30 protein-coding genes are annotated in these 26328 nt (G+C 62.4%); 22 read left to right on the plus strand and 8 right to left on the minus strand.

All coding sequences use genetic code 11. The features are described 5' to 3' along the window. Positions 1 to 51 precede the first annotated feature (51 nt). From AC097O_RS17790 to AC097O_RS17800, 3 genes are all read left to right on the plus strand, one after another. Positions 52 to 621 carry a GNAT family N-acetyltransferase gene (locus AC097O_RS17790; protein ID WP_479594234.1) on the plus strand — a complete coding sequence of 190 codons (570 nt, stop codon included), beginning with the start codon at positions 52 to 54 and terminating at the stop codon, positions 619 to 621. A 145-nt stretch (positions 622 to 766) separates the two neighbouring features. Continuing rightward, complete coding sequence (locus AC097O_RS17795; RefSeq protein WP_479594235.1) at positions 767 to 1048, plus strand: type II toxin-antitoxin system prevent-host-death family antitoxin; 282 nt, start codon at positions 767 to 769, stop codon at positions 1046 to 1048. Positions 1049 to 1058: 10 nt separating this feature from the next. Then, positions 1059 to 1448: a hypothetical protein gene (locus AC097O_RS17800; protein WP_479594236.1), complete on the plus strand. Its 390-nt coding sequence runs from the start codon at positions 1059 to 1061 to the stop codon at positions 1446 to 1448. A 65-nt stretch (positions 1449 to 1513) separates the two neighbouring features. Here AC097O_RS17800 and bfr read toward each other — a convergent pair whose 3' ends face one another. Then, on the minus strand, positions 1514 to 1990 hold the full coding sequence (bfr, locus tag AC097O_RS17805; protein WP_479594237.1) for a bacterioferritin: 477 nt from the start codon (positions 1988 to 1990) through the stop codon (positions 1514 to 1516). 191 nt (positions 1991 to 2181) lie between these two features. Between bfr and AC097O_RS17810 the strand changes: the two genes are divergently transcribed. Next, positions 2182 to 2685 carry a 3'-5' exonuclease gene (locus AC097O_RS17810; protein ID WP_479594238.1) on the plus strand — a complete coding sequence of 168 codons (504 nt, stop codon included), beginning with the start codon at positions 2182 to 2184 and terminating at the stop codon, positions 2683 to 2685. Here AC097O_RS17810 and ahpF read toward each other — a convergent pair. After that, positions 2682 to 4241 (minus strand): alkyl hydroperoxide reductase subunit F, encoded by a 1560-nt coding sequence (gene ahpF, locus AC097O_RS17815; RefSeq protein WP_479594239.1) that lies wholly within the window; start codon positions 4239 to 4241, stop codon positions 2682 to 2684. The two genes, AC097O_RS17810 and ahpF, sit on opposite strands and share 4 nt — an antisense overlap. 64 nt (positions 4242 to 4305) lie before the next feature. Next, positions 4306 to 4869, minus strand: a complete 564-nt coding sequence (ahpC, locus tag AC097O_RS17820; protein WP_315227684.1) for an alkyl hydroperoxide reductase subunit C — start codon at positions 4867 to 4869, stop codon at positions 4306 to 4308. A 357-nt stretch (positions 4870 to 5226) separates the two neighbouring features. On the opposite strand from ahpC, the gene AC097O_RS17825 reads away from it, so the two are divergent. The 8 genes from AC097O_RS17825 to AC097O_RS17860 are packed head-to-tail and all read left to right on the plus strand — an operon-like array spanning position 5227 to position 12361. Then, complete coding sequence (locus AC097O_RS17825) at positions 5227 to 7374, plus strand: TonB-dependent hemoglobin/transferrin/lactoferrin family receptor (RefSeq protein WP_479594240.1); 2148 nt, start codon at positions 5227 to 5229, stop codon at positions 7372 to 7374. 16 nt (positions 7375 to 7390) lie between these two features. Continuing rightward, the gene (locus AC097O_RS17830) at positions 7391 to 7717 is read left to right on the plus strand and encodes a hypothetical protein (protein ID WP_479594241.1); all 327 of its coding nucleotides are present in this window, start codon (positions 7391 to 7393) and stop codon (positions 7715 to 7717) included. Further along, a complete protein-coding gene (locus AC097O_RS17835; RefSeq protein WP_479594242.1) occupies positions 7714 to 8811 on the plus strand; it encodes a hemin-degrading factor in 1098 nt (365 codons plus the stop codon). The genes AC097O_RS17830 and AC097O_RS17835 overlap by 4 nt, the downstream gene beginning before the upstream one ends. Continuing rightward, positions 8808 to 9212, plus strand: a complete 405-nt coding sequence (locus tag AC097O_RS17840; protein ID WP_479594243.1) for a VOC family protein — start codon at positions 8808 to 8810, stop codon at positions 9210 to 9212. The genes AC097O_RS17835 and AC097O_RS17840 overlap by 4 nt, the downstream gene beginning before the upstream one ends. A 20-nt stretch (positions 9213 to 9232) precedes the next feature. Beyond that, complete coding sequence (locus AC097O_RS17845) at positions 9233 to 10084, plus strand: heme/hemin ABC transporter substrate-binding protein (RefSeq protein WP_479594244.1); 852 nt, start codon at positions 9233 to 9235, stop codon at positions 10082 to 10084. Then, positions 10081 to 11127 carry a FecCD family ABC transporter permease gene (locus AC097O_RS17850; protein ID WP_479594245.1) on the plus strand — a complete coding sequence of 349 codons (1047 nt, stop codon included), beginning with the start codon at positions 10081 to 10083 and terminating at the stop codon, positions 11125 to 11127. The genes AC097O_RS17845 and AC097O_RS17850 overlap by 4 nt, the downstream gene beginning before the upstream one ends. Next, positions 11124 to 11912 carry a heme ABC transporter ATP-binding protein gene (locus AC097O_RS17855; protein ID WP_479594246.1) on the plus strand — a complete coding sequence of 263 codons (789 nt, stop codon included), beginning with the start codon at positions 11124 to 11126 and terminating at the stop codon, positions 11910 to 11912. The genes AC097O_RS17850 and AC097O_RS17855 overlap by 4 nt, the downstream gene beginning before the upstream one ends. Before the next feature lie 14 nt (positions 11913 to 11926). After that, entirely contained in the window at positions 11927 to 12361 is a 435-nt protein-coding gene (locus tag AC097O_RS17860; RefSeq protein WP_479594247.1) for a hypothetical protein, read from the plus strand. Positions 12362 to 12463: 102 nt separating this feature from the next. Here AC097O_RS17860 and AC097O_RS17865 read toward each other — a convergent pair whose 3' ends face one another. The 4 genes from AC097O_RS17865 to AC097O_RS17880 form a co-directional block, all read right to left on the minus strand. After that, the gene (locus tag AC097O_RS17865) at positions 12464 to 13018 is read right to left on the minus strand and encodes an antibiotic biosynthesis monooxygenase (protein WP_479594248.1); all 555 of its coding nucleotides are present in this window, start codon (positions 13016 to 13018) and stop codon (positions 12464 to 12466) included. 143 nt (positions 13019 to 13161) lie between these two features. Beyond that, positions 13162 to 13776, minus strand: a complete 615-nt coding sequence (locus tag AC097O_RS17870) for a nitroreductase family protein (RefSeq protein ID WP_479594249.1) — start codon at positions 13774 to 13776, stop codon at positions 13162 to 13164. Between the two features lie 37 nt (positions 13777 to 13813). Then, positions 13814 to 14812 (minus strand): alpha/beta fold hydrolase, encoded by a 999-nt coding sequence (locus tag AC097O_RS17875; protein WP_479594250.1) that lies wholly within the window; start codon positions 14810 to 14812, stop codon positions 13814 to 13816. 27 nt (positions 14813 to 14839) lie between these two features. Continuing rightward, positions 14840 to 15034: a tautomerase family protein gene (locus AC097O_RS17880; RefSeq protein WP_479594251.1), complete on the minus strand. Its 195-nt coding sequence runs from the start codon at positions 15032 to 15034 to the stop codon at positions 14840 to 14842. A gap of 122 nt (positions 15035 to 15156) precedes the next feature. Here AC097O_RS17880 and AC097O_RS17885 point away from each other — a divergent pair, with 122 nt between their 5' ends. After that, the gene (locus tag AC097O_RS17885) at positions 15157 to 16074 is read left to right on the plus strand and encodes a LysR family transcriptional regulator (RefSeq protein ID WP_479594252.1); all 918 of its coding nucleotides are present in this window, start codon (positions 15157 to 15159) and stop codon (positions 16072 to 16074) included. A 47-nt stretch (positions 16075 to 16121) separates the two neighbouring features. Here AC097O_RS17885 and AC097O_RS17890 read toward each other — a convergent pair whose 3' ends face one another. Continuing rightward, positions 16122 to 17078, minus strand: coding sequence for a LysR family transcriptional regulator (locus AC097O_RS17890; protein ID WP_479594253.1), 957 nt, complete (start codon positions 17076 to 17078; stop codon positions 16122 to 16124). Positions 17079 to 17196: 118 nt separating this feature from the next. Here AC097O_RS17890 and AC097O_RS17895 point away from each other — a divergent pair, with 118 nt between their 5' ends. From AC097O_RS17895 to AC097O_RS17935, 9 genes are all read left to right on the plus strand, one after another. After that, on the plus strand, positions 17197 to 18186 hold the full coding sequence (locus AC097O_RS17895; RefSeq protein WP_479594254.1) for a 2Fe-2S iron-sulfur cluster-binding protein: 990 nt from the start codon (positions 17197 to 17199) through the stop codon (positions 18184 to 18186). 46 nt (positions 18187 to 18232) lie between these two features. Further along, on the plus strand, positions 18233 to 19492 hold the full coding sequence (locus AC097O_RS17900) for an aromatic ring-hydroxylating dioxygenase subunit alpha (protein ID WP_479594255.1): 1260 nt from the start codon (positions 18233 to 18235) through the stop codon (positions 19490 to 19492). Between the two features lie 2 nt (positions 19493 to 19494). Further along, positions 19495 to 19968 (plus strand): aromatic-ring-hydroxylating dioxygenase subunit beta, encoded by a 474-nt coding sequence (locus AC097O_RS17905; RefSeq protein WP_479594256.1) that lies wholly within the window; start codon positions 19495 to 19497, stop codon positions 19966 to 19968. Between the two features lie 9 nt (positions 19969 to 19977). Next, complete coding sequence (locus tag AC097O_RS17910) at positions 19978 to 20292, plus strand: non-heme iron oxygenase ferredoxin subunit (protein ID WP_479594257.1); 315 nt, start codon at positions 19978 to 19980, stop codon at positions 20290 to 20292. 29 nt (positions 20293 to 20321) lie between these two features. Beyond that, entirely contained in the window at positions 20322 to 21578 is a 1257-nt protein-coding gene (locus AC097O_RS17915) for an NAD(P)/FAD-dependent oxidoreductase (protein WP_479594258.1), read from the plus strand. 42 nt (positions 21579 to 21620) lie between these two features. Then, positions 21621 to 22931: an MFS transporter gene (locus AC097O_RS17920; protein WP_479594259.1), complete on the plus strand. Its 1311-nt coding sequence runs from the start codon at positions 21621 to 21623 to the stop codon at positions 22929 to 22931. Positions 22932 to 23024: 93 nt separating this feature from the next. After that, positions 23025 to 23732 carry a fumarylacetoacetate hydrolase family protein gene (locus tag AC097O_RS17925; protein ID WP_479589541.1) on the plus strand — a complete coding sequence of 236 codons (708 nt, stop codon included), beginning with the start codon at positions 23025 to 23027 and terminating at the stop codon, positions 23730 to 23732. Between the two features lie 32 nt (positions 23733 to 23764). Then, a complete protein-coding gene (locus AC097O_RS17930; RefSeq protein ID WP_479594260.1) occupies positions 23765 to 24889 on the plus strand; it encodes a cupin domain-containing protein in 1125 nt (374 codons plus the stop codon). A gap of 116 nt (positions 24890 to 25005) precedes the next feature. Further along, positions 25006 to 26280, plus strand: a complete 1275-nt coding sequence (locus AC097O_RS17935; protein WP_479594311.1) for an amidohydrolase — start codon at positions 25006 to 25008, stop codon at positions 26278 to 26280. The last annotated feature ends 48 nt before the right edge of the window (positions 26281 to 26328 follow it).

The raw sequence follows: 26328 nt of genomic DNA on the forward strand, positions 1-26328 counted from the left end.
TCTGTAGAGCGTGAGCAGCTATTATTTACGTAGCAAATCACCCAAGCCGCCATGACTGAGCCCATCACCCTGGAAACACCCCGCCTGCGGCTGCGCCAATGGCTGGCGCAAGACCGTGCCCCGTTCGCCGCGCTGAATGCCGACCCGCGCGTCATGGAGTTCTTCCCCGCCGTACGCACCCGTGCCGAGAGCGACCAGATGGTTGATACCTGCCAGGCGCAGATCGAGGAGCGGGGCTGGGGTTTCTGGGCTGCGGAGTTGAAAGAGACGCAGCAGTTCATCGGCTTTGTGGGCCTGCACGTGTGCTCGGCGTTGTTGCCGTTTTCTCCGTCTGTCGAAATCGGTTGGCGTTTGGCCACGCCCTACTGGGGCCAGGGCCTGGCCACCGAGGCCGCCAAGGCTTCGCTGGATTTCGGATTCCACCGCCTCGGCCTGGCGGAAATCGTGTCGTTCACGGCCCTGCCCAACACCCGCTCCCGCGCCGTGATGGAGCGCTTGGGCATGCAGCCCTCCGGTACCTTCGAGCACCCCCAGGTCCCAGAAGGCCACCCGCTGCGCCTGCACCACCTGTACCGGCTTGCGCGTGAGAACTTTGTAGAGGAAATCAGCCCTCTGTACTGATGGAATAAGCGTAAGAAGCTGCTAAAAAGATAGCAAATGAAGTTGCCTGCAAAGCCGTCAATGCGCGGGATGCCATGCCGTGCACCATCACCGTTACCCACCTAAAATGCACCGTTTCCATTAACAAAACCATTAAGGAGTGCGTATGGGCGTACGGGCTATCGATGTCGTGCCTATCAGCGAAGCGCGGGCCCGGCTGACGGAGCTGGCGCAGGCGGTGGTGGAGGGGGATGTGGAGAAAGTGCTCACCAAGAACGGGGCCAGTTACGTGGCCCTCATCGATGCTCGCAAGCTCGACTATTACCACGCGCTGGAGCTTGAGCATGCCAACCTGGCCTTGCTGACCGAGGCCGAGATGGGCCTGCAACAGGTTTTGGCCGGGCAACGCTTGTCTGCTGCAGCATTGGATGCGCTGCTGGCCGATTAAGGGCCCATCCATGTCGATTCCAGTGAACGCGCAAGTCAGCGCTGCGCCCAACTTTGCCGCCAATCTGGCCGAGGCCAGTGCCTTTTTCAAGGCCCAGGACGCGGCATCTGCCATTGAGCGCACGCGCAAACTCAAAGCCGGGCTGCGCGAGATGACGCGTGTCCTGCGTTGGGCCCCCACCAGCGGGCGGCCCGCCCGGTTTTTGCATGCCCAGTCGGCCCAGGCCCAGATGCGCACCGAGGCCGTGGTGCAACTGGCACGCCAGGTCGGCTTGCCACATCTGCGTGAGTTTGTAGTGGATCCGTTTGTAGTGTTGTATGCGCACGGTGAGGCCGAAGTGGTCTTGCTGGCGCTCAAGCACCACCGCCAGTTGGCTTACAGCGCAGCCCAATCCCCATAAGCAGCTCCCAAAAAAATAGCGACTGGGCCAAAGACCCAGTCGCTGTGCGCAGGAGCAGCGGAGGTTTACGCGAGCTCGCCCATCTGGCTTTGCAGGTAATTCTGGATGCCAACCTTGCCCAGCAGGTCAATCTGGGTTTCCAGGAAGTCGATGTGCTCTTCGGTGTCGTCCAGGATGCCTTGCAGCAGGTCGCGGGAGACGTAGTCGCGCACGGTTTCGCAGTAGGCGATGCCGTCCTTGATGGTGGCTTGGGCGCCTTGTTCGGCTTTCAGGTCGCAGGCCAGGCATTCGGGCACGTCTTCACCCACCAGGATCTTGGCCATGTCTTGCAAATTGGGCAGGCCGTCCAGCATGAAGATGCGGTCCATCAGCTTGTCGGCGTGCTTCATTTCGCCGATGGACTCCTCGTATTCTTTCTTCGCCAGCTTGTCCAGGCCCCAGTGCTTGTACATGCGGTAGTGCAGGAAGTACTGGTTGATGGCGGTGAGCTCGTTTTTGAGTTGCGCTTGCAGATGCGCGATGACTTGGATGTCGCCCTTCATGGTGGCCGTCCTTTTTTGGGAATGGTGGTCGCAGGATTGCGTCACTGGGCATTGTCGGCGACGCAGCCCGCTAAATCAAAAATCAAGAGGCGATACCCCCATCTTTTTGGTCTGAGTGCGAACACGCGTGATAGGCATTCGCAAGGGTTGAAAAGCATTGACCGAACGCGCGACCCCTGTAAAGTAGTTACATGCTTGTAACAACTACCATGCCAGCCGTGCTCGATATCGAGGCCTCGGGCTTTGGTCGGCGCAGTTACCCCATCGAAGTGGGCTGCATCCTGCCGGACGGCAAGACGTTTTGCACCCTGATCCGGCCCGAACCCGAGTGGGTGCACTGGGACCCCGAGGCCGAGAAGCTGCACCACATCAGCCGCGAGCTCACCGAAACCGTAGGCAAATCGGCGCTGGATGTGGCCCGCCTGCTCAACACCCATTTGCGAGGCCAGACTGTGTATTCCGACGGCTGGGCAAACGACTTCACCTGGATTGGTGCGCTGTTTGAAGCGGTGGACCTGAGCCCGTACTTCAAGCTGGACAACCTGCGCTCTTTGCTCAGCGAAGACGAGGCCGCGCGCTGGCACGATGTGAAGCAACAGGTGTTGGAAGAACTGGGCGAGCAACGCCACCGCGCCAGCAGCGATGCACGGGTGCTGCAACGCACCCTGCAAAAGCTGATGGCGCAACGCGTTTAAACAGCGCTGCGGATCAGGTGGTCAAACGCACCCAGGGCGGCCTTGGCACCGTCGCCTGCGGCGATGATGATCTGCTTGAACGGCACGGTGGTCGCGTCCCCTGCAGCGAACACACCGGGTACCGAGGTCTGGCCCCGGTTGTCGACGATGATCTCGCCGTGCTTGCTCAGCTCGATGGTGCCCTTGAGCCATTCGGTGTTGGGCACTAGGCCGATCTGCACGAAGCAGCCTTCCAGTTCCACATGGTGGCTTTGGCCGCTGACGCGGTCGGTGTAGGTCAGGCCGTTGAGCTTGTTGCCGTCGCCGGTCAGCTCGGTGGTCTGCGCCGACACATGCACGGTGACGTTGGGCAGGCTGTGCAGCTTTTTGACCAGCACGGCATCGGCCCGCAGCGCGTCGCCAAACTCGATCAGGGTGACATGCGCCACCAACCCGGCCAGGTCGATGGCCGCCTCTACACCCGAGTTGCCGCCGCCGATCACCGCCACGCGCTTGCCCTTGAACAAGGGGCCGTCGCAGTGCGGGCAGTAGGCCACGCCCTTGTTTTTGTACTCTTGCTCGCCGGGCACGTTGACGTTGCGCCAGCGCGCGCCGGTGGTCACGATCACGGTTTTGGACTTCAGCGAGCCGCCGTTGGCCAGTTGCACCTCGACCAAGCCGCCGGGCGTAGCCGCCGGGATCAGCTTGTCGCCGCGCTGCAGGTTCATCACGTCCACGCCGTAGGCTTTCACATGCGCGTCCAGGCCCATGGCGAATTTGGGGCCGTCGGTTTCCAGCACGGAGATGAAGTTCTCGATGGCCATGGTGTCGTTCACCTGCCCACCAAAGCGCTCGGCGGCAATGCCGGTGCGGATGCCTTTGCGGGCGGCGTACACGGCTGCGGCTGCGCCTGCGGGGCCACCGCCGACCACCAGCACGTCAAAGGCTTCTTTGGCCGACAGACGGGCGGCGTCTTTGTCGCCTGCGCCGGTGTCGAGCTTGGTCACGATTTCTTCTACCGTCATGCGCCCCGACCCGAAGTGGCTGCCGTTGAGGTAGATGCTGGGCACCGCCATCACTTCACGGGCATTGACCTCGTCCTGGTACAGCGCGCCGTCGATGATGACGGTTTTGATTTTGGGGTTGAACACCGACATCAGCGTCAGCGCCTGCACCACGTCGGGGCAGTTGTGGCAGCTCAGGGACATGTAGACCTCGAAGTTGAAGTCTCCGTCCAGTGCCTGGATGCTCTCTATCACGCCGGGCTCTACCTTGGGCGGGTGGCCGCCGGTCCACAGCAGGGCCAGCACCAACGAGGTGAATTCATGGCCCATGGGGACGGCTGCAAAGCGCAGGCTCATGTCACTGCCGATACGGTTCAGGCTGAAGGAGGGCTTGCGTGCGTCCGTGCCGTCGGTCTTCAAAGTGATTTTGTCGGACAGCCCAATGATGTCCTCGAGCAGGCCGCGCATGTCCGCTGCGCCTTTGCTGTCGTCCAGCGATGCTGTGATCTCGAACGGCTTGGTAACCCGCTCCAGGTAGCTCTTCAGTTGTGCTTTGAGGTTGTCGTCCAACATGGTGTTCTTTCGGTCAATGCTGCCGCCAGCCTCGTGAGCCAGCGGCGGGTTTCGTTACGCAGATTTAGATCTTGCCAACCAGGTCGATCGAAGGGGTCAGCACGGCTGCGCCTTCGTTCCACTTGGCAGGGCAGACCTGGCCGGGGTGGGCGGCGGTGTACTGGGCAGCGCGCAGCTTGCGCACGGTTTCTTTCACGTCGCGGGCGATTTCGTTGGAGTGGATTTCGGCTGTCTTGATCACGCCGTCTGGGTTGATCACAAAGGTGCCACGCAGTGCCAGGCCTTCTTCAGGGATGTGCACGCCAAACGCGTTGGTCAGGGTGTGGGTAGGGTCGCCGACCAGGGGGAACTTGGCCTTGCCGACAGCGGGCGAGGTTTCGTGCCACACCTTGTGCGAGAAATGCGTGTCGGTGGTGACGATGTAGACCTCGGCACCCATCTTCTGGAATTCGGCGTAGTTGTCAGCCGCGTCTTCGATTTCGGTGGGGCAGTTGAAGGTGAAAGCCGCCGGCATAAAGATCAGCACAGACCATTTGCCCTTCAGGCTCTCGTCGCTCACGGTCACGAACTTGCCGTTGTGGAAGGCTTCGGTCTTGAAAGGCTGGACTTGGGTATTGATCAGGGACATGGTGGATTCCTATAAAAACGTAGATGGCTGGATGCGGTATGCATTGGCTACCACGCTGGATGATAGGCTATTAAATAAGCTTGTTTCATAGTTAATTTGTATTTACACCATAGTTTCAGTAGTTGGTGGCTGTCCTGGCTTTTTGACAAATGAGAATTATTCGCATATAGTTCAACCTCTCCCAGCTAGCCACTCCGGCCCGCGCAGCGTTCATAAGCAGCCTGCGCCCGCCACCAGCCAGCCGTTGACCTTTTTCAACTGTTGTCAGGTTCCACTGTGGCTTTAGCTTCTTTTCGTTCCATTTCTGTTTCTTCTCCTTTTGCTCTGCGCGAACTCGTCTGGCTGATGGGTCTGTCGATGGGCGCAGCTTTCTCGGCGCAAGCCCAGTCGGTGCAGGTAGCAGCGGCCACCACCTTGCGCGAGGTGGTGGTCAGCGGCTCGCGCAGCGCGCAAGACCCTGACGAGCTGCCCATGAGCATCGACGTGATCGGTGCCAAAGACCTGGAAAGCAAACACATCCAGGACATCCGCGACCTGGCCAAAGACCTGCCCAACGTGACCGTCAAGCGTGCCCCGGCCCGCTTTGGCATGGCCTCGGGCAACACCGGGCGCGACGGCAATGCGGGCTTCAATATCCGTGGGCTGGAAGGCAACCGCGTGCTGATGCTGGAGGACGGCATCCGCATGCCGCGCAGCTACGTGTTCAGCGCCAATGCCTTTGGCCGCGACTACTTTGACATGGGCCTCATCAAGCGGGTGGAAGTGGTGCGCGGCCCGGCATCGGTGCTGTACGGGTCGGACGGCGTGGCCGGGCTGGTCAACTTCATCACCTATGAGCCGTCCGACTTCTTGACCGGCGACAAGACCTTCGGGGGCCGCGTGGCCGCATCGGCTGGCAGCGACGACAACAGCCGCTCCATCGGCACCACCCTGGCAGGCCGCGCCAGCGACACCGTGGAATGGCTGCTGGGTGCCAACGCTAGCCGCGCCGACGGGCTGAAGAATATGGGCAGCAACAACGCGGCCAATACCACCCGCACCACGCCCAACCCCGAGACCAACCAAGGCCTCTCGCTGCTGGGCAAGCTGATGGTACGCCCCAATGCCGGCCAAAAGCACGTGCTCACTCTGGAGCACGTCGACAAAAAGGCCGACTACAACCTGCTCTCCGCCGTGGCCCCTGCTGCCACTGCGTCCACCTCGGTGCTGGCCTCTACCGCCAACACCGACATGCAGCGCGACCGCCTGACCTGGGACGCGCGCTACCAACTCGGCGCAGCCTGGGCCGACAGCCTGCAAACCGTCCTCAGCTACCAGGCCACCGGTTCGCGCGAGGCTGCCACGGAAGACCGCAACACCGCCGCCGACCGGGCGCGCGACACCACTTACGACGAAAACACCTGGCAGATCGGCCTGCAGGCCAACAAAACCCTACGGGTGGGCGCTGATACCGCGCACAAGCTCACCTACGGCCTGGACTACGTACGCACCAAAGTCAAAACCCTGCAAACCGGCATCACCCCGCCAGTGGGCGAAACCTTTCCGCTCAAGCGCTTCCCCGACACGGTGGAAACCAGTGCAGCGTTGTACGCGCAGGACGAGATCGTCACCGGCGACTGGAGCATTACCCCCGGCCTGCGGCTCGACAAGTACAAGGTAGATGCCAGCCAGGCCGGTTTTGGAGGCACCGTGGTGTCGCCATCGGACTCTGCCGTGTCCCCCAAGCTGGGCGTGTTGTACCGCGCCACGCCGCAGTGGAGCGTGTTTGGCAACCTGGCATCGGGCTTCCGCGCCCCCAACGCAGGCCAGGTGAATGCCTTCTTCGAGAACGTCACCCAGTTCTACAAAACCATTCCCAACCCCAACCTCAAGCCTGAGAAAAGCCAGAACTTTGAGATCGGTGCCCGGGGCCGCCTGGACAGCCTCACGCTGGACGTTGCCGCCTTTACCGGCCGGTTCAAGGACCTGATCGAAGACTCGGTACGCGTGGGCGGCGCGGGCACGGCGGCCAGCCCTACCGTGTTCCAGTCCATCAACATTGGCAATGCGCGCATCAGCGGCTTTGAGGTCAAAGGCAATATGGATTGGGGCCGCGTGGCCGGGGGGCAGCTCACCACCCCGTTCACCTACGGCTACGCCCGCGGCAAAGACAGTGACACCGGCAAGCCGCTGGACAGCATCGACCCCGCCAAGATCCGCGCCGGCATCCAGTACGCCACCGCAGGCTGGGACCTGCGCCTCGACCTGGCCCACCACGCCGCCAAAAAGCTGGGCGATACCAACGCCGCGCTGTTTGTCTCCCCGGCAGCCACCACGCTGGATGTGGGCGGCCAGTGGCGCATCCGCAAAGACATGCGCCTGAACGCCACCGTGGCCAACCTGACCAATAAAAAGTACTGGAACTGGAGCGACGTGCGCGCTGCCACCGCCGCCCAGGTCGCCGTGATCGATGCCTTCACCCAGCCTGGCCGCAGCCTGCAAGTGTCTCTAGTCGCTGACTTCTAACCCGGAGGAGGAAACCATGACCCGTCCCACCGATCACACCACCTCGGATGAGGAATACGCCATGCCCTGCGCCGAAGCCCTGCTGGCCAGTTCCCTGGCGCTGATGACCGGCTACGTGCAAGGCTGCTGCGACGACCACCGCACCCTGATGGCGCAAAAAGTCGTGCAGAACCTGCTCCATTTGTCCGAGCACCCCATGCTGTCGCCCGACTTCAAAACCCTGCTCTGGAACCTGCACACCCGCTGGTTGCAGCAAACCCACCCCCAGCGTGCCGCTACCGCCCACATCGACCTGCCTGCTGCCACCCCGCTGTGGCACACCACTCCTGAGACCGTCCAATGAATGCTGAATTTTTGACCCCCGAAGACCTGCGCGCTGCCTTTGCCGCCGCCCGCGCCAGCGGCAAGCGCGCCAAGGAAGCCGCAGAGTCCATCGGCAGCAGCGAAGGTGCCGCCGTGGCCGCCCATTGCGGCGACCATGCCTATCCGCCCAAAGCCATTGCCCTGCAAGGCCCGTGGATCGATCTGCTCAAAGCCCTGGAGCCCTGTGGCCCGCTGATGGGCCTGACCCGCAACGCCAGCACCGTGCACGAGAAAACCGGTGTCTACACCAAGCTGTCGGCCATGGGCCCCAGCGGTGCCATGGGTTTGGCGCTGGGCGAAGACATTGACCTGCGCCTGTTCTTTGGCCAATGGCATGCCGGGTTTGCCGTGACCGAGCTGGCCGCCAACCCGCAAAACCGTCCCCAGGTGAGCCTGCAGTTCTTCGATGCCCATGGCCTGGCTGTGCACAAGATATTCCAGCGCGAAGCTACCGACCGCGCCGCGTTTGATGCCGTGGTGGCGCAGTTCACCGCTGCCCAAAGTGTTGCCACCTTTACTCCTGCCGCCCCTGCCGCCGCGCCGTTGCCCGATGCGCAGATTGACGTGGCCGGTCTGGAGGCAGCCTGGGCCGCCATGCAAGACACGCACGAGTTTTTCGGCCTGTTGAAGAAGTTCAGCGCCGAGCGCCAGCAAAGCCTGCGCCTGGTGCAAGGCCGCTTCACCCAGCCCATGGCCCGCCACACGCTGCGCGACCTGCTGCACACTGCCGCGTTCGATGGCGTGCCCATCATGGTGTTTGTGGGCAGCCGGGGCTGCATCCAGATCCACACCGGCCCAGTCAAGCGCATCGAGCCCATGGACATCCGCGGAGTCCAATGGCTCAACGTCATCGACCCCACCTTCAACCTGCACCTGCGCGAGGATTCCATCGCCCACGTCTGGCGCGTGGAGAAACCTACCGCCGACGGCGTGGTCACCTCCATCGAAGCCTTTGACCAGCACGGCGAGCTGATGGCGATGTTCTTCGGCGCACGCAAACCGGGTAAGCCCGAGCTGCAGAGCTGGCGAGACCTGGTAGCCCAGTTGCCGACCTTGGAGGCTGTACCTGCATGAGCCGCTTCGCCACTGTCGAGATCAAGGCCTTTGTGCCCGCGCGCGACTTCGCCCAGTCGCGCCAGTTCTACCGCGACCTGGGCTTTACCCAGGCCAGCGAAGGCGGCGGCGTGGGCTATTTCCACCATGGCCGCAGCGCCTTTTTGCTGCAAGACTTCTTTGATCCGGGCCTGGCCAACAACCTGCAGATGCACCTGCAGGTAGAGGACGTGCAGGCCTGGTTTGACCACGTGCAGCAGCTTGACCTGCCCACACGCTTTGGCGTGCGCGCGCCCACCCCGCTGGTAGACCAGCCCTGGGGCATGCGCGACTTTGTACTGTTTGACCCTAGCGGCGTGTGCTGGCGCGTGGGGCAAAACATCCCAGGCTTCCAGCCCGTAGGCCGCTTGCCCAACGAATGACTTTCCCCTTCCAACCCTCCATGGCATTTCCAACCATCCGCCGTCGCACCGTCCTGACCTGGGCCGCAACCGCCCCGGTGCTGGCGCACGCCCAAAAACTCCCCCGCCTGGTGACGGTGGGCGGCGCGCTCACCGAATGCGTCTACGCCCTGGGCGCGGAGGCGCAACTGGTCGGCACCGATACCACCAGCCTGTACCCGCTGGCGGCGCAAAGCACGCCCAAGGTGGGCTACCAGCGCAGCCTGTCGGCCGAGGGCCTGCTGGCGCTCCGACCCGACGCGGTGATCGCCACCACCGAGGCCGGGCCGCCCGTGGTGCTGGACCAGTTGCGCAGCGCTGGTGTCAAGGTGGAGCTGATAGCGTCCGACCACAGCTGGGCTGAAGTGCACCGCAAGTTGCAGGCCGTGGGGCGCGGAGCCGGGCGCGAGGCCCAGGCCCGCGTCTTGCAGGCCACGCTGGATGCAGACTGGGCGCGCGTGCAGCACCAGGTGGCATTGTTCAAAGGGCGCAAACCGCGCGTGCTGTTCATCCTGTCGCACAGCGCCACCGTGCAGGTGGCGGGCGAAAAAACCGCCGCCCATGCCATGCTGCAGTTGGTGGGCGCGCAAAACGTTATGACCGGCTTCAATGGTTACCGCCCCATGACGGCAGAGGCCATGGCCGCCGCCGCCCCCGATCTGATTTTGACCACCACCCAGGGCATAGACGCCCAGGGCGGGCTGGCCACGTTCTGGAGCCGCCCCGAGCTGGCCCTGACCCCGGCTTTCAAAACCAAGGCCCTGGTGCACCTGGATGCGCTGGAGCTGCTGGGCTTTGGCCCGCGCCTGCCCGGCACCGTGCTGGCCTTGCACCAACGGATCACCAAGGCATGAGCTTGCATACCCGACGCATGTCGGGCCAGCACGTGTTGCTGCTGGGCAGCGCCCTGGTGCTGCTCAGCCTGCTCAACGCCAGTGCGCGCGGGGCTTATGGCATCAGCGTGGCCGACATCGGCAGGACGCTGTGGGCCCTGGTGAGTGGTGGGCTGGACGGCTCGCCCGAGCAGCTCGTGTTTCTCAACATCCGCCTGCCGCGCCTGTTCCTGGGGCTGGCGGCGGGCGCGGGGCTGGGCCTGTCGGGCGCGCTGATGCAAGGCCTGTTCCGCAACCCGTTGGCCGACCCCGGTTTGATTGGCGTAAGCAGCGGCGCGGCGCTGGCGGCGGGCATCACCATCGTGCTGGGCAGCCGCTACTTCCCCGATCTGCCGCGCAGCCTGGGCAGCTGGACCCTGGTGGCCACCGCCTTTGCGGGCAGCCTGTCGGTCACGGCGCTGATTTATATGCTGGCCCAGTCGGATGGCGGCACCCGCGTGGGGCTGATGCTGTTGGCTGGTGTGGCCATCAACGCGCTGGCCGGGGCCGGGCTGGGTGGTTTGAGCTTTCTGGCCAGCGACGAGCAGTTGCGCAGCCTGCAGTTCTGGCTGCTGGGCAGCCTGGGCGGCGCACGCTGGAGCGCCGTGATTTTGGTCTGCACTATTGTTTTGATAGCTGCTTGCGCCAGTGCTACCTGCGCCAGGCCCCTGAATGCCATTGCATTGGGCGAGGCGCAGGCGGTGCTGCTGGGGGTGGACGTGGAGCGCACCAAGCGCCTGGCCATTGGCGTTACCGCGCTGGCCGTGGGCGCTGTCACCGCCACCACCGGGATGATCGGCTTCGTCGGCCTGCTGGCCCCGCACTGCGTGCGCCTGGTCGCTGGGCCGGACCACCGCGTGGTGCTGCCCGGCTCGGCCATGCTGGGCGCGGCCCTGGTGCTGCTGGCCGATAGCGTGGCCCGCACGGCGGTGCAACCGGCTGAATTGCCGCTGGGCGTGCTGACCGCACTGGTTGGCGTGCCTTTCTTCTTGGTGCTGTTGCGCCAGTTCAAAGGACGGGTATGACCTACTACTTGGAAGCGCAGGCGGTGTCCTGCGTGGTGGGCGGGGCCACCTTGCTGCACGCCCTCACGGCGCGGTTTGCCACGGGTGCGTTCACCGCCATCCTGGGGCCCAACGGCGCGGGCAAGTCCACGCTGCTGTCGCTGCTGTGCGGCCAACGCAAGGCCAGCCAGGGCCAGGTGTTTTTGCAGGACCAGCGGCTGGACAGCTACCCCGCCCAGGCCCTGGCCCGCCGCCGCGCGCTGCTGCCGCAAGATATGTCCATCGCCTTCGACTACACCGTGCAAGATGTCGTGGAACTGGGCCGCTACCCGCACCGCCAGCAGCCCAGCAGCGCTGAGACCGACATCGTGCAGCGCGCCATGCAGGCCACCGGCGTGCTGGCCCTGGCCCACCGCGTGCTCAACACCCTGAGCGGCGGCGAGCGCGCCCGTGCCCAACTGGCCCGCGTGCTGGCGCAAATCTGGGAGCCCGTGCCGGATGGCCACAGCCGCTGGCTGCTGCTGGACGAGCCCACCGCCGCGCTCGACGTGCACCACCAGCACGCCGTGCTGCGCCTGGCCCGCCGTTGGGCGCATGAGCACGGCGTGGGCGTGGTGGCCGTGCTGCACGACCTGAACCTGGCCCTGCGCTACGCCGACCAGGTGCTGCTGCTGCAAGACGGCCAGGTCCAGGCCGACGGCCCCCCCGCCCAGGTGCTGAGTGCCGACACCGTCAGCCGCATCTGGCAGGTAGACGTGCACCCGGTGCATGACGCAGACGGCAGCCTGCAATTACTCATGGCTTGAAGAGGAGTATTTCCATGTTGATTTCGGAAGCCCGCATCCACATCGTCCAACGCAAGCCGCCCCTGTCCGACGTGGCCTGCGAACACGCCGCCCTGGTGCGCATGCTCGCCAACGCCCAGGCCCGCGTGAGCGCGGTGGTAGTCGACCACGTGCAGCAAATTGCCGCGCTGCAAGCCCAGATCGTGCGCCTGCGCGCCCGCGCCATCGTGCGCGACACCCTGGTGGCCTGGCTGCGCGAAAGCCTGGCGCAGCTGGAACCCGAAGCCGCAGAAGATCTGCAAGCCCACGCCGATGCCGCCGACCGCGTGATCTGCCAAACCGGCTGCGTCAGCCACGGCCACTACTGGCGCGAACAAGACCAGTGCCGCCGCACCGGCAAGGGCTGCGTGCTGGTGGAGGAGGGTGTTGCGGGGCCGCAGGGGCAAGGCGTGCCACTTTCAGATTTTTAGGCCATTTTTCAGGTGCCGAAATGGCTGCCCACGCTTATAGATTGAGCGCGAGAAGCTCCTGTTTTTTACTATTAAAAGAGAAGCAATTTGTACGGCTGGGCGCTAAGGCTTTAACCGGTGCGCAAACAGCCACGGCCGGAAGAGCTTGGTGAGTTGAGGGGCAACGACCCATGTCATCAACACCACCACGGCGAGTGTGAGGACTACCGTACGCGGCAGCAGCGACCAAGACCCCATTAAATTGCGGGTCAGCAGGAACAGCAGGTAGACCGTGGGGCAAATGCCCAGCCAGGTGACCACGGCAATCTTCCAGCGTGGCGGGCTGGGCTGCGAAGTTTGAAACCACAAACCCAAACCTGCCAGCGGTTTGGACCTCCGCTCGCCCTCGATGTAAGGCGCAGCGGCAGCCAAGCCCGATATCCGCTCGGGTGAGTCGTGCCAGGCATCCAGGTGGGCTTGTTGGTCGAACGCCAAAATGGTGTGGTACATCGCGTCGTCCACTTCCGGGTCTTCGCCCGGGTGCACCAACTGAGCGCCGAGATAACCCGCAAAGCCAGCGGCAAGCTGCATCAAGTTTCTGGTGGCGCGTTCGAAGTCGGCTTCGCAGCCGCGCTTCACATTGCGGCTGATCAGCACGGTGACGGCATGTTCGCTCAAGATTTTTCCCCTGGTTCGTTGCACGCAAGCATGGGTTGCTGCCGACCATTTCTCCATTTCCCCGTTTCCCGCACCCCCCGATTTTTGAATCGTCAGGCGAAGCGGATGTGCACCCAGCGGGCGCACTGTGGGGCGTTCAGAATTTATGCAAATGAAAGAACTTCTGCTACGGCTTTACGTGGCTTCTGCGGCCAGTTCGCCGACCCTGGATAACCTATCGTCACCAGCATCACGGGTACATCGGTGGCAAGCAAACCAAACGCCGATGCCACGCCTGCCTGGTCGAACCCGATCATGGGGCAAGACACCAGTCCCTGGCTCTGCGCTGCAAGCATGAGGGTCATGGCCGCCATGGCACCCGACCGGACCGCCTCGTCGCGCTGGAGCGCCGGGTTCTCCTGGTACATGCTGTTCGCCGCACCTACCCAGCCCTTGACGGTGGCTTCATCAAGAATGCCTGCGTCGAGCGATGGCTGGAGTGCTGCAGGCAAGCCAAGGTGCGGCTCCAGGGTGCCGCACACAATGAACGTGACTGCGGCTTCCATGACTTTCGGTTGATTGAATGCGAGTGGCAACAGCCTTGCCTTGGCGGCGTCGGTTCTTACCGCGACAAACTTCCAGTTCTGAAAGTTGAAAGCCGAAGGCGCGTGGGTGGCCAGGTGGACCAGTTCGGCGAGCGCGTCGTCCGTGAGCTTGCGGGCGGGATCGTAGTTGTTTGCGGATGTGCGGCTTTTGATGAGGTTGGAGAACACGTTCATTGCGTACTTTGGTGTTGGATAGGGAAAGGGATACGGCTTAGCGGGCCAGGAAAGACTGCAGGTCTTGTGTGAACTTCAGCGGGTTCTTGAACATCAGGAAGTGGTCGCCTTGCTCCTCGGTGGTGTAGGAGTAGAGCGTTGCGCCGGGCACCACCGACTGCGCCCACCGCTGGCTGGGCAGGTTGTTGCTTTGCTCGCCGGAGAAGATGGCCGTGGGAATGTCGATCTTGCGACGTACCACATCGCGCCAGTCGTTGACCGTGTGGTTGAACAGAACCCGCGCCAGTGCTGCCGGGTCGTTTTTGATGAATGCCGCGGCGAAGGCCTCCGAGTTGCGGTAGTAGGGTGAATCGGTGAGTTGCGCGCGCTGGAACACCTTCAGGTCGGTCACGAGGGCGTTCACCGGGCCGCCCGTGGTGAATGCGGCCACCATGCGCTCGGGCGAGGTGGTGGTGCCGCCAGCGTCCAGCCGTTCTTGCTCCGGCCAGTCCGAGTGCGCGTAAATGCTGATGGGCTCATCGACAAAGGCCACCTTGCGCATCGCCGAGGTGCCAAACAGATCGATGTAACTCCACAAAATAGCGGCTCCCATCGAATGCCCGACGTAGGCCGCAGATTGGATGCCAAGGTGCTCGCCAAATTGGCGCAGGTCCATCGCATGGCGTGCGATCCGGTTGCCGTAATCGACCTTCTGCGAAAGGCCCTGGTTGCGCGGGTCCAGCACATAGACATGGTAGTGCTGCGCCAGCAGGTACAGGACGTTGATGTACTGCGCCCCGTTTGCCGACCAGCCGGGCACAAAGACCAGCGGCTGGCCCTGGCCTGCCTCCCAGTACGCAAGCTTCACGCCGTCGTTGGTGGTGAATGTGTTGATCTGCAGACCCGGGAAGTCCGAGAGCTTGTTGGGCAGGCCCTCCATGGCAGTGGGGAACGTGAAATCACGGCCCAGCACCGCAATCGCCGGGTCGGCCGCAACGAGGTTCGAGAGGAACCCCAGGACCATGGAAGCGCCGATGGCGCGGAGGGTTTTGCGCATGTTAGCGACGCTCTGCGGCAGGCGGGATCAGCCTGTGGTCGCTTCGCCGAAAAGCTTGCCCGCCCCGGCCCAATCGGACGCTTTGACATCTTCGAAAATGACGTAGATGTAGGCGGGATCGGTGGCGGTGTTGCGCACGATGCTTTCGGTGATGTCTGCGGCTACTTTGGCCTTTTGGTCATGGTCTTTACCTTCGAACCAGCTAACTCGAACTACGGGCATGGAAACTCCTTAGGGATAGGGATGGAGCGTCGATGTAACCACTGTCACAACGATCACAGACGTGATGTTATGGTAGAAAATAGAATCCAAAGAATCATTAAAATATCAACTAAGTAGAATTTATGGATACATCGAGCGGAACAGATCCCTTTTGGGGAGTGGCTGTTTTTGTTGCTGCCGCCCGCGCCGACAACTTCACCCAGGCGGCGGAGCGAATGGGATTGACCAAGTCATCGGTGGGGAAAACCGTTGCCCGGTTGGAGCAGGCGTTGGGCACCAAGTTGTTTCACCGAACGACGCGTCTGACGCGATTGACCGCGGATGGCGAGGCCTACCTCGTGGCCTGTACTTCGGCCTTGGATGAAATCACTGCGGCCCAGGCCGCGCTGTCATCGAGTAACCAGGTTCTCAGCGGCCGGATTCATATCGACATGCCGGTCGCGTTTGGACGGCGCGTATTGCTGCCCGCGCTGGTTGACATCACGCAGCCGCACCCGGGTCTGAGCCTGAGCCTGACCTTTACCGATGCCACCAGCGATTTGCTGCAGGACGATGTCGATATCGCGATCCGTTTCGGCACCCTGAGGGATACCAGCCACCTGGTGGCAAGACACTTGGCGACGCAGGACCGGGTCATCTGCGCGTCGCCTGCCTACCTGCACGCTATGGGCGAGCCCGCCAACCTGGCGGAAGTCCGCCAGCACCGCTGCATTGTTGGCAGCCTGAAGGGCCCCCCACTGGTATGGGTGGTTCAGGAGGATGGCACCGAGAAACGCTTCACGCCGCCAGCCACCCACCAACTGACCGACGGAGAGGCCATGGTCGATGCCGCCGTCAGCGGACTCGGGCTCGGGCAGTTCGCCATATCCATGGTGCGTGAGCATCTGGATGCAGGGCGGCTAAAGGCGGTGCTGCAGACGTATGCGAGCGCCGGTGTGGATATCCACGCGGTGTGGCCGAAGCGGGCCCAGCTCAGCCCACGGGTGCGGTACGTGGTGGATGCACTGTTGGCATACGCCGCCAAGGGAAGATTCAACTGAAGGCGAACGGCAACTGCGGATGAGCAGCTGTCAGTCGTGGGTATTGGTCATCTGGAATCGGATTTCCCCCGTGCCGCGAGCGGACGCGATTTCTCACCTTCGTTATCTGCAAAAAGTTCCACAAAGAGCTGCCTGATCCACATATTGGCCGGGTCGCGGTTGAACTTGGCATGCCAAAAAAGATTGATGGCAATGTCAGGCAGGCGCGCCGGGTGCGGCGAGGTGACCAGACCAAACGGAGCCTCGCAACGTTCGGCCAATCGTTCCGGCAGGGTGGCGATGAGATCCGTGCTCTGCAGCACGTGTCCCACTGCAATGAAATGCGGCAGCATCAAGCGCAACTTGCGTTTGATGCCAGCACGCTCCAGCAGGTTATCCACTTCGCCGTGCCCCGTATTCGCTGCCACGATGCCCACATGGTCCAACTCCGAAAATTGCTGGAGCGTCATCGGTGATTTGGCCAAGGGGTGGCCCTTGCGGAACACACACACGTACTTGTGGCGAAACAGTCGGCGCTGAAAGAAGCCAGCCTGCAGGTTTGGCAAGAGTCCCAGCGCCAGATCGACGGTGCCGGACTCCATGTCTTCCTTCAGGTTGGCAGAGTAGGGGCGCACCGTGCTGACCTGCACATGGGGTGCCAATGTGGACAGAGCCACCATCAGGGGTGGCATGAAGTACATCTCGCCGATGTCGGTCATGGCCAGTTGGAAGCTGCGGGTACTGGTGAGCGGATCAAACGTGTCGCGCGTGGTGAACGCCGTCTGTAGCGCATTCAACGCATAAATAACGGGTTCTGCCAGATGCAGGGCATAGGGCGTGGGCTCCATGCCCCGGGAGGTGCGTAAAAATAGTTCGTCTTTCAGCACCGCGCGCAGGCGCTTAAGGGCGTTGCTGACAGCGGGCTGCGTCAAACCCAGTTTCTCGGCAGAGGTGGATACGCTGCGGTCCAGCAGCAACTGGTTGAATACCAGCAGCAGGTTCAGGTCAATTTCACGCAGTTCCATAGAGCACCCCCACTATTCACAGTGGTGATTTTACCTATTGGTTTTGCGTTATCGACTTATATGACGGAAGTCTCCAAAATTGCTGCAAACAGGAGACAAAGGCATCTGCCTTCAAATCATGGAACTCGTCGTAGAACCTCTTAACGTGCGTTTGAACGTAAATAGCGGAAGCAATTTGCTGGACGTGCTCAGGTCTCACAAGTTGCCTGCTTCCTATAGCTGCATGTCGGGCCGTTGCGGGATCTGCCGCTGCCGTGTGCTGTCAGGCCAGTTGCGTAATAGTGGCCCGGAGGCAGGGAGACCGCATTCGGGAAAGGGTGAGTACGCGCTGGCCTGCCAGGCGGTGCTGACCGCTGACTGCACCATTGAATTGCCTGAGGCGGGCGAGGTGGTAGTCCACACGGCACGCATTGTGAAGGGCATGGTCACCGCCATCGAGGCACCCACCCATGACATCCGCCGTATCCGGGTCAAGTTGGCCAAGCCGATTAAATTTACCGCCGGGCAATATGCCACGGTTGAATTCACGCCCGAACATATTCGCCCCTACTCTATGGCCGGATTGCATGGTGACGGTGAATGGGAGTTCCATATTCGCCGGGTCCCGGATGGCCGGGTCACCACTTTCATTTTTGATGAACTGCAGGTAGGGACGGCGCTTCGCATCAGCGGCCCTCTGGGCACCGCCTACCTGCGAAAAAAGCATACCGGCCCCATGCTCTGCGTGGGGGGCGGAACAGGCTTGGCTCCCGTACTGTCCATCGTGCGTGGTGCCTTGGCGGCCGGCATGCAAAACCCCATTCATTTGTACTTTTGCGCACGCAGCGCAAAGGACGTGTACGACACCGATCGCCTGCAAGACTTGGCTGCCGCGCACCCGAATGTGAAAGTCCACATCGTGGTCGCCACCGGTGCCACGGGTGCTGGCCAGCGCAGGGGCCTGGTCACCGACACCATTAAAAAAGACTTAGGAGGAGCGCTGGCTGGCTGGCGCGCTTACCTGTGCGGTACGCCTGCCATGGTCGATGCCTTCAACCTGCTCGTGACCCGCATGGGCATAGAGCCCGGCCATGTCCATGGGGAAGCCTTCTATCCCAGCGGTGTTTGACACGCACCAGATTTATTGAAACCCAAGAAACCAAAGGAGACAAGTAATGAGTGAAACCAATACCGTGTTCCCCGAAAGCCCCACGTGGCCGGAAGAGGGAAACAGCCGCGTGCCGTTTTGGGCCTACACCCAAGATGATTTGTACAAGAAGGAGCTGGATCGCCTGTTCTACAACAAGCACTGGTGCTACGTCGGCCTGGAAGCCGAAGTCCCGAATGTGGGCGACTTCAAGCGCACCGTCATAGGTGAGCGTTCGGTACTGCTGGTGCGTGACAAAGATGGCTCTATCCATGTGGTCGAGAACGTCTGCGCACACCGCGGTATGGCTTTCTGCCGCGAACGGCATGGCAACCGCGAGAGCCTGACCTGCCCCTACCACCAGTGGAACTACACGCTGTCGGGCGACCTGCAGGGTGTGCCGTTCCGCCGTGGTGTCAAGCAGGACGGCAAGGTCAACGGAGGTATGCCGGCGGACTTCAAGCCCTCTGAACATAACCTGACCAAGCTCAAGGTCGCCACGCGCGGCGGCGTGGTTTTTGCCTCGTTCGACCACGGCGTGGAGCCGTTGGAAGACTTTCTCGGCCCGGTGATCACCGGCTACTTCGACCGGCTGTTTGATGGCCGCAAGCTCAAGATCCTGGGCTATAACCGCCAGCGCATACCGGGCAACTGGAAGCTGATGCAGGAGAACATCAAGGACCCTTACCACCCAGGGCTGCTGCATACCTGGTTCGTCACATTCGGGCTTTGGCGCGCTGACAACAAATCGCAGCTGCTGATGGATACGCAGCACCGCCATGCGGCCATGGTGTCCACGCGGGGTGCCGCCGGTAAGTCGGCCGATGTGACGCAGGTTTCGAGCTTCAAGGCCAATATGGAGCTGAACGATCCGCGCTTCCTGGACATCGTGCAAGAGCCATGGTGGGGTGGGCCGACCGCCGTGATGATGACCGTCTTCCCGAGCGTCATCTTCCAACAGCAGGTCAACAGCGTGTCTACCCGCCATATCCAGCCCGACGGCCATGGTGCCTTCAACTTCGTTTGGACGCACTTTGGCTTCGAGGACGACAGCGAGGAGATGACGCAGCGCCGCCTGCGCCAGGCCAACCTGTTCGGCCCGGCAGGGTTTGTGTCGGCAGATGACGGTGAGGTCATCGAATGGTCGCAGGAAGGCTTCGAGACCAAGCCCTCGCACCGCACGCTCGTTGAGTTGGGAGGGCGTGAGGTGGGCGACGCGGACCACATGGTCACTGAGACGCTGATCCGCGGCATGTACGAATACTGGCGCAAAGTGATGGAGGCATGATGATGGACTTACAGAACTACTTCGAACTGACCCAGCTGTACGGCCAGTACGCCTCGGCCTTGGACGCGGCCGACTGGGATGCCTGGCCCGAGTTCTTCATTGAAGACTGCGTGTACAAACTGCAGCCACGTGAAAACTACGACCGCGGGTTCCCGTTGTCGACGCTGGCCTTCGACAGCAAAGGAATGCTCAAGGACCGTGTCTATGGCATCCGGGAGACGCTGTTTCACGACCCCTATTACCAACGCCATGTAGTGGGTGCTCCGGTCGTGCGCCAGGTGGACGCAGACGGTCGCATCCACTGTGAAGCCAACTACGCGGTGTTCCGAACCCGCCTGTCCAAGGAATCGACCGTGTTCAATGTCGGTCGCACGCTGGATGTGGTGGTCCCCACGCCGCAGGGCCTGAAGTTTGCCTCTCGTCTGGTCATTTACGACAGCGAGATGATTCCCAACTCGTTGATCTACCCCATCTAAGGAGCCGATATGACCACAAATTGGATCGATGCAGCCGCCCAAGATGAGGTGCCGCAGGACGATGTCATGGGCCTGGCTGTTGCGGGCCGCGATATTGCGCTGTACGGCGTGGACGGCGAAGTCTTCGCTACCGACAACATTTGCACCCATGGACACGCACGGCTGTGCGATGGTTTCCTGGATGGCTTTGAGATCGAATGCCCGCTACACCAGGGCAAGTTCGACGTGCGCTCGGGACTGCCGACCTGCGCCCCGGTGACCGCGGCGTTGCGAAGCTATCCCGTGAAGATCGAGGCTGGCCGCGTCTGGTTGGCCTTCGACTGACACGCCGCCCACACCACAAGGAGACCCGTATGAATGCTGTTGAGCAACCTGAGGTTGCAGCCGCTGCGCACCCGAATGCAACCATTGTGATCGTGGGTGCCGGGCAAGCGGGTGGCTGGGCTGCCCAGACACTGCGCAAGGAGGGATTTGCCGGACGGGTAGTCCTGATCGGCAACGAGTTACACCCACCCCACGAACGGCCACCTTTGTCCAAGGCGGTCTTGTCCGGCGAGGCATTGCCCGAAAGCACGCAGCTGATGAAGCCCGAGGCCTTTGATGCGCTGGCGCTCGACTGGATGCCCGGCGCCCAGGTTGGTCGTATCGATCGCGCAGGCAAGCAGGTCATGCTGACCGACGGCACGTCGGTGGCTTACAACAAGCTGATCCTGTGCACCGGTGGTCGGGCGCGTCAGATTTCCCTTACCGGCGCAGAGTCAGTGAAACTGCATACCTTGCGCACCATTGAGGACGCGCTGGCCTTGTCGCCAGTCTTGTCGCCGGGGCACAGCGTGGTGGTGATCGGCGGGGGATGGATCGGCCTGGAGGTCGCAGCCACGGCACGCTTGCGCGGTGCCGAGGTGGTGGTCGTCGAAACCCAGAGTCGCTTGTGCGAAAGAACCGTGCCGACCGAGATATCAGAGCACCTTTTGGCGCTGCACGGTGCGCAAGGCACTCGGGTGCTGCTTGGCGCGGGTGTCCGTGGTTTTGCGAAGAATGCCGATGGTCGCTCGATCGTCCAACTGTCTGATGGCAGCGATTTGGCTTGTGATGCCATCGTGCTGGGCATCGGCCTGGTGCCGAACGACGAATTGGCGCGCGAGGCGGGGTTGGATTGCGATGGGGGCGTGCTGGTCGATGCGCGCTGCCAGAGCTCCGATCCGGATATCTTGGCCGCAGGCGATGTCGCTGTGGCTGCCAACCCCTGGGCCGGGCGTCGGCTTCGACTCGAATCCTGGCAGAACGCCCAAGAGCAGGGTATCGCTGCCGCACGCTCAGCCTTGGGGCTTGCGGTGGACTACCAGCCGCTGCCCTGGTTCTGGTCCGACCAGTACGGTATGAACCTGCAGATCTACGGCATGCCCATGCCTACCCACCGGGTTGTGCGGCGCGGCGATCCGGCGTCCGGCAGCTTTGTGTTGTTCTATCTTGCCGACGATGTGATCCAGGCCGCCATCGGACCCAACGCCGCACGCGACCTGCGATTTGCGCGTCGGCTGATCGAGCAGCGAAAACCGGTGGATACCGAGCGCCTGGCAGACCCCAACACCCCCATGTCCAAGCTCTGATAGCGCTGGCCCCATTCATAAAAAATCCATGAGACAAACCCCATGCGCCAAATCGACGTTCACCAACTTGCGGACAACGCCCGCTTCAACCGCTTTCATGGGCTCGTGCTGTTCTGGTGCGCCCTGATCATCATTTTTGATGGCTACGACCTGGCGGTGGTCGGCATTGCGCTGCCTTCCATCATGAAGGACCTGAACGTAGACCCGACGCAGGCCGGTTTCATGGTGAGCTCAGCGCTGTTCGGCATGATGTTCGGTGCGATTTTCCTGGGCACGATTGCCGACCGTATCGGCAGGCGTTGGGCCATCGTCATCTGCATCACCCTGTTCAGTCTTTTCACCGCTGCGGCCGGACTGACCCATGACCCAGTCCTTTTTGGTATGTCGCGCTTCCTGGCAGGCCTTGGCATCGGGGGGGTCATGCCCAATGTGGTGGCCCACATGACGGAGTATTCGCCGAAAAGGATGCGTGCCACGCTGGTCACGCTGATGTTCAGCGGTTACGCGGTAGGCGGCATTGTGGCCGCCCTGCTCGGAAAGGGCCTGATCGAGAGCTACGGCTGGCAGTCGGTGTTCTTCGCCGCCACCCTGCCGGTGCTGCTGATCCCCGCTATTCTCAAGTGGCTCCCCGAGTCCATGCCCTTCCTGCTTGCCAGGGGGCGGCACGAGCAACTCAAGCGCATTGCCGCCCGCATCGAGCCTAACTACAAGCCCCAGGCCAGTGACCAACTCACTGTGCCGGCGCGAGACAAGGCGCAGGGTGCGCCGATGCGGCAGTTGTTCGCCGATGGCCGTGGCTTCAGCACCGTGATGTTCTGGATTGCCTTCTTCATGTGCCTGTTCATGGTCTATGCGCTGAGCTCATGGCTGACGAAACTGATGGCTGGCGCTGGTTATAGCCTGGGCTCCGCACTGACCTTTGTCCTGGTTCTGAATGTGGGTGCCATGTCGGGTGCCATCGGCGGAGGCTGGCTGGCAGACCGCTTCCACATCAAATATGTTCTTGCTGCGATGTACGCCCTGGCGGCGGTCTCGGTCAGCCTGCTCGGCGTTGCCATGCCGCAAGAACTGTTGTTCATCGTGGTGGCGCTGGCGGGTGCTTCAACCATTGGAACCCAAATAGTCGCGAACGCCTACACCGGCCAGTTCTACCCCATGGCGATACGCTCCACGGGCCTTGGTTTTGCGCTGGGCATTGGCCGCAGCGGTGCGATTCTGGCCCCGATCGTGATCGGTGTACTGGTCGGATTGCAACTTCCGCTGCAGCAGAACTTTTTCGCTATCGCGGTACCTGGTGCCATCGGCATGCTGGCCGTGCTTCTGATCGACCACCGTAAATCGGCCATGGCGTAGCGCCCAGCATTACGCACCGATTCGGCAATGGCTCCTGCCCGCGCAGCATGCGCTAGCTACTTTTTTCTCCCACCCACCCTGAAAGGAAATCCTATGACCGTGACCACCTACCTCTGGACCCCACCGCCCGTTTACTCTCTGCCTGTGCGCGGCCGTAGCGAGCGTCTGCCCATCAACCGACTGTTCTTCGTTGGCCGCAACTACCACGCGCACGCGGTGGAAATGGGCCGCCCCGTGGACAAGTCGGTCGAGGTGCCGTTTTACTTCACCAAGGCACCATCGACCCTGGTCGAGTCCGGTGCCACAGTGGCCTATCCACCCGGCACCCAGGACTACCACCATGAAATGGAGCTGGTGCTAGCCATCGGCGCTGCGGGTTTTCGCGTCAGCGAAGCCGATGCCCCCAAGCTCATCTACGGCTATGCCTGCGGCCTGGACATGACCCGGCGCGACTTGCAGTTGGTGGCCCGTGAGAAGGGTCGGCCCTGGGACCTGGGCAAGGACGTGGAAGAGTCCTCCATCGTCTCCGAGATCGTGCCCCTGCCGCAGACCGTGCTGAGCCAGGGCGACCTGTCGATGTCGGTCAACGGCAAGGTGCGGCAGAAGTCGGACCTCTCCAAGCTGATCTGGAACATCCCTGAACTGATCGCCGACCTGTCCAAGTTCTACCACCTGCTGCCCGGCGACCTGATCTTCACCGGCACCCCCGAAGGCGTGAGCGCCGTACAGGCGGGCGACCGCATCGAGGGCCAGATCGAAGGCGTCGGCAGCATCGTGCTGAACGTCGGCCCGGCCGAATGACATATCGCTGAAAACAAGGAGACAAGCCCACCATGACCACCGACCTGACGCCTTCCCCCGTGCGGCTGCATGCCGTTGCGGGCCACGGTCAACCCGACCCTACGCCCGCGTTGGAGCAGCTCTACCGCGGCTTCGAGCAGGAGCTGCTCGTGCCGCTGTGGACCGAGATCGGAGGCCTGATGCCCCGGCATCCGCAGTCCAAGGCCGTGCCGCACCTGTGGCGCTGGGATCGGCTGAAAGCCCTGGCCGCGCAGGCCGGCGAAATCGTGCCCGTGGGCCGTGGCGGTGAGCGCCGCGCCATCGCGCTGGCCAACCCGGCCCTGGGCGGCAGGCCCTTCGCCACGCCCACGCTGTGGGCCGCCATCCAGTACCTGATGCCGGGGGAAGATGCGCCGGAGCACCGCCACACGCAGCATGCTTTCCGCTTCGTGGTGGAGGGCGAGGGTGTGTGGACGGTGGTCAATGGCGATGCTGTGCGCATGTCGCGCGGCGACTTCCTGCCACAAGCCGGTTGGAACTGGCATGCCCACCACAATGCCGCCACCGAGCCGATGGCCTGGATCGACGGCCTGGATATTCCGTTTTCGTATTACACCGAAAGCCAGTTTTTCGAAGTGGGTCGCGAGAGAATTAGCCAGGCAGAACGAGGTACGCCTGATCGCTCCCAGTCCGAGCGCTTGTGGGGCTATCCAGGCTTGCGTCCTGCCTCAGCGACGACGGCCCTGCCAGCGACACCGCTGCTGGCCTACCGCTGGGTCGATACCGACCGGGCTTTGGCGGACCAACTGGCCCTCGAAACCGAAGCTTGCGTCGCAACCTTGAGTCCAGGGCACGCTGCCGTGCGCTTCACGAATCCCACCACCGGGGGCGACGTCTTGCCCACCATGCGCACTGAGATGCACCGTCTGCGTGCCGGTGCCCAGTCGCTTTTGCGACGCGAAGTGGGCTCGTCGGTCTACCAGGTGTTTGACGGCAGCGGCACGGTCTCCGTCGGTGAACACACATGGGAGGTTGCACGCGGTGACTTGTTCGTGGTGCCGTCGTGGCAGCCTTTTTCAGCCCAGGCTTCGGAGGACGCTTCGCTGGACTTGTTCCGATTCAGCGATGCGCCCATCTTCGAAGCTCTGCACGCCCATCGCATGCAGATCGGCAACTGACACAACCCGGCACCACACAAAGGATTACTCCCGTGACCAACTCAATTTTCATTCGCCATGTTGCCGGAGCCCCCGTCCGTCGCGGTTTCGCCGCGGTTGCACTTGGGGCGCTATGCATGCTCGCAGGCGCACAGACGTCCGACACCGCTACCCGCTTCGCGCCAGATATCGACAAGCTCATCGCCGCCAACTATGCTGACGTCGAGTCCATGTACAGGGCCATCCATGCCCATCCCGAGCTTGCGCTCCAGGAAGTGAACACGGCCAAAAAGCTGGCAACGGCGATGCGTGGCATCGGTTTCGAGGTGACCGAAGGCGTTGGCAAGACCGGTGTCGTCGCGATGCTGCGCAACGGTGCAGGACCGATGATCATGGTCCGGACTGAACTCGACGCATTACCTATGGAAGAAAAGACCGGCCTGCCGTACGCAAGTACCATCAAGACGGTATTCGCAGGCAAGGAGTCGTTTGTTGCGCACTCCTGCGGCCACGACCTGCACATGGCCGCCTGGGTCGGTACAGCGAAGACACTCGTCGCGCTGAAGGACCGCTGGAAGGGCACGCTGATGTTTATTGCGCAGCCCGCCGAAGAGACCTTGAGTGGTGCCAAGCCGATGCTGGCGGACGGCCTCTTCACACGGTTTGGCACGCCGGATATGGCGTTCGCACTGCACGCCTGGCCTATGGCCTATGGCGAGATCGGCCTGAACTCCGGGCCGGTATTGACTGGAAGCGATGCGTTCGAAGCCCGCTTCTTCGGTCGGGGTGCGCATGGCTCCGCGCCCGATAAGTCGATCGACCCGGTACTGATGGCGTCACGCTTTGTAGTGGACGTCCAGGGTGTGATCAGCCGCGAGAAGGATCCGTTCCAGTTCGGTGTCTTTACCGTTGGCGCAATCCAGGGCGGGACGGTCGGTAACATCATCCCCGAAACTGTCGATCTGCGTGGCACGATCCGCAGCTTGGACAAGGTGGTTCGCAACAAGATGCACGACGGCATTCGGCGCACGGCGAAGGCCACGGCCCAGATGGCAGCGGCCCCCGAACCAGATGTCAAGATCATCCCGGGCGTCGACTCGGTCGTGAACGACGCGGCCATCGTCAATCGCACCGAGGCCATCTTCAAGGCGGCATTCGATCCAGCCAAGATCAAACGCATGCCGCCGGCCACCCCGACCGACGACTTCGCCGAATTCGTGAGCGCGGGCGTGCCGTCGATGTTCTTCTTTCTTGGCGTGCTCGAGCCCAAGGATGTCGAGGCATCGCGCCAGCCGGGCGGCAAGCCGTTACCGATCAACCACTCGCCATACTTCGCGCCCGTGCCTGAGCCATCGCTGAAGACCGGCATCAAAGCGATGAGCCTGGCCGTGTTGGGTGCGATGCAATCGTGAACAGCCCCCAAGAGACGCCCTCCATGAACCCATCGAACAACACAACGC

Source organism: Rhodoferax sp. LS1P39, from assembly GCF_056521425.1.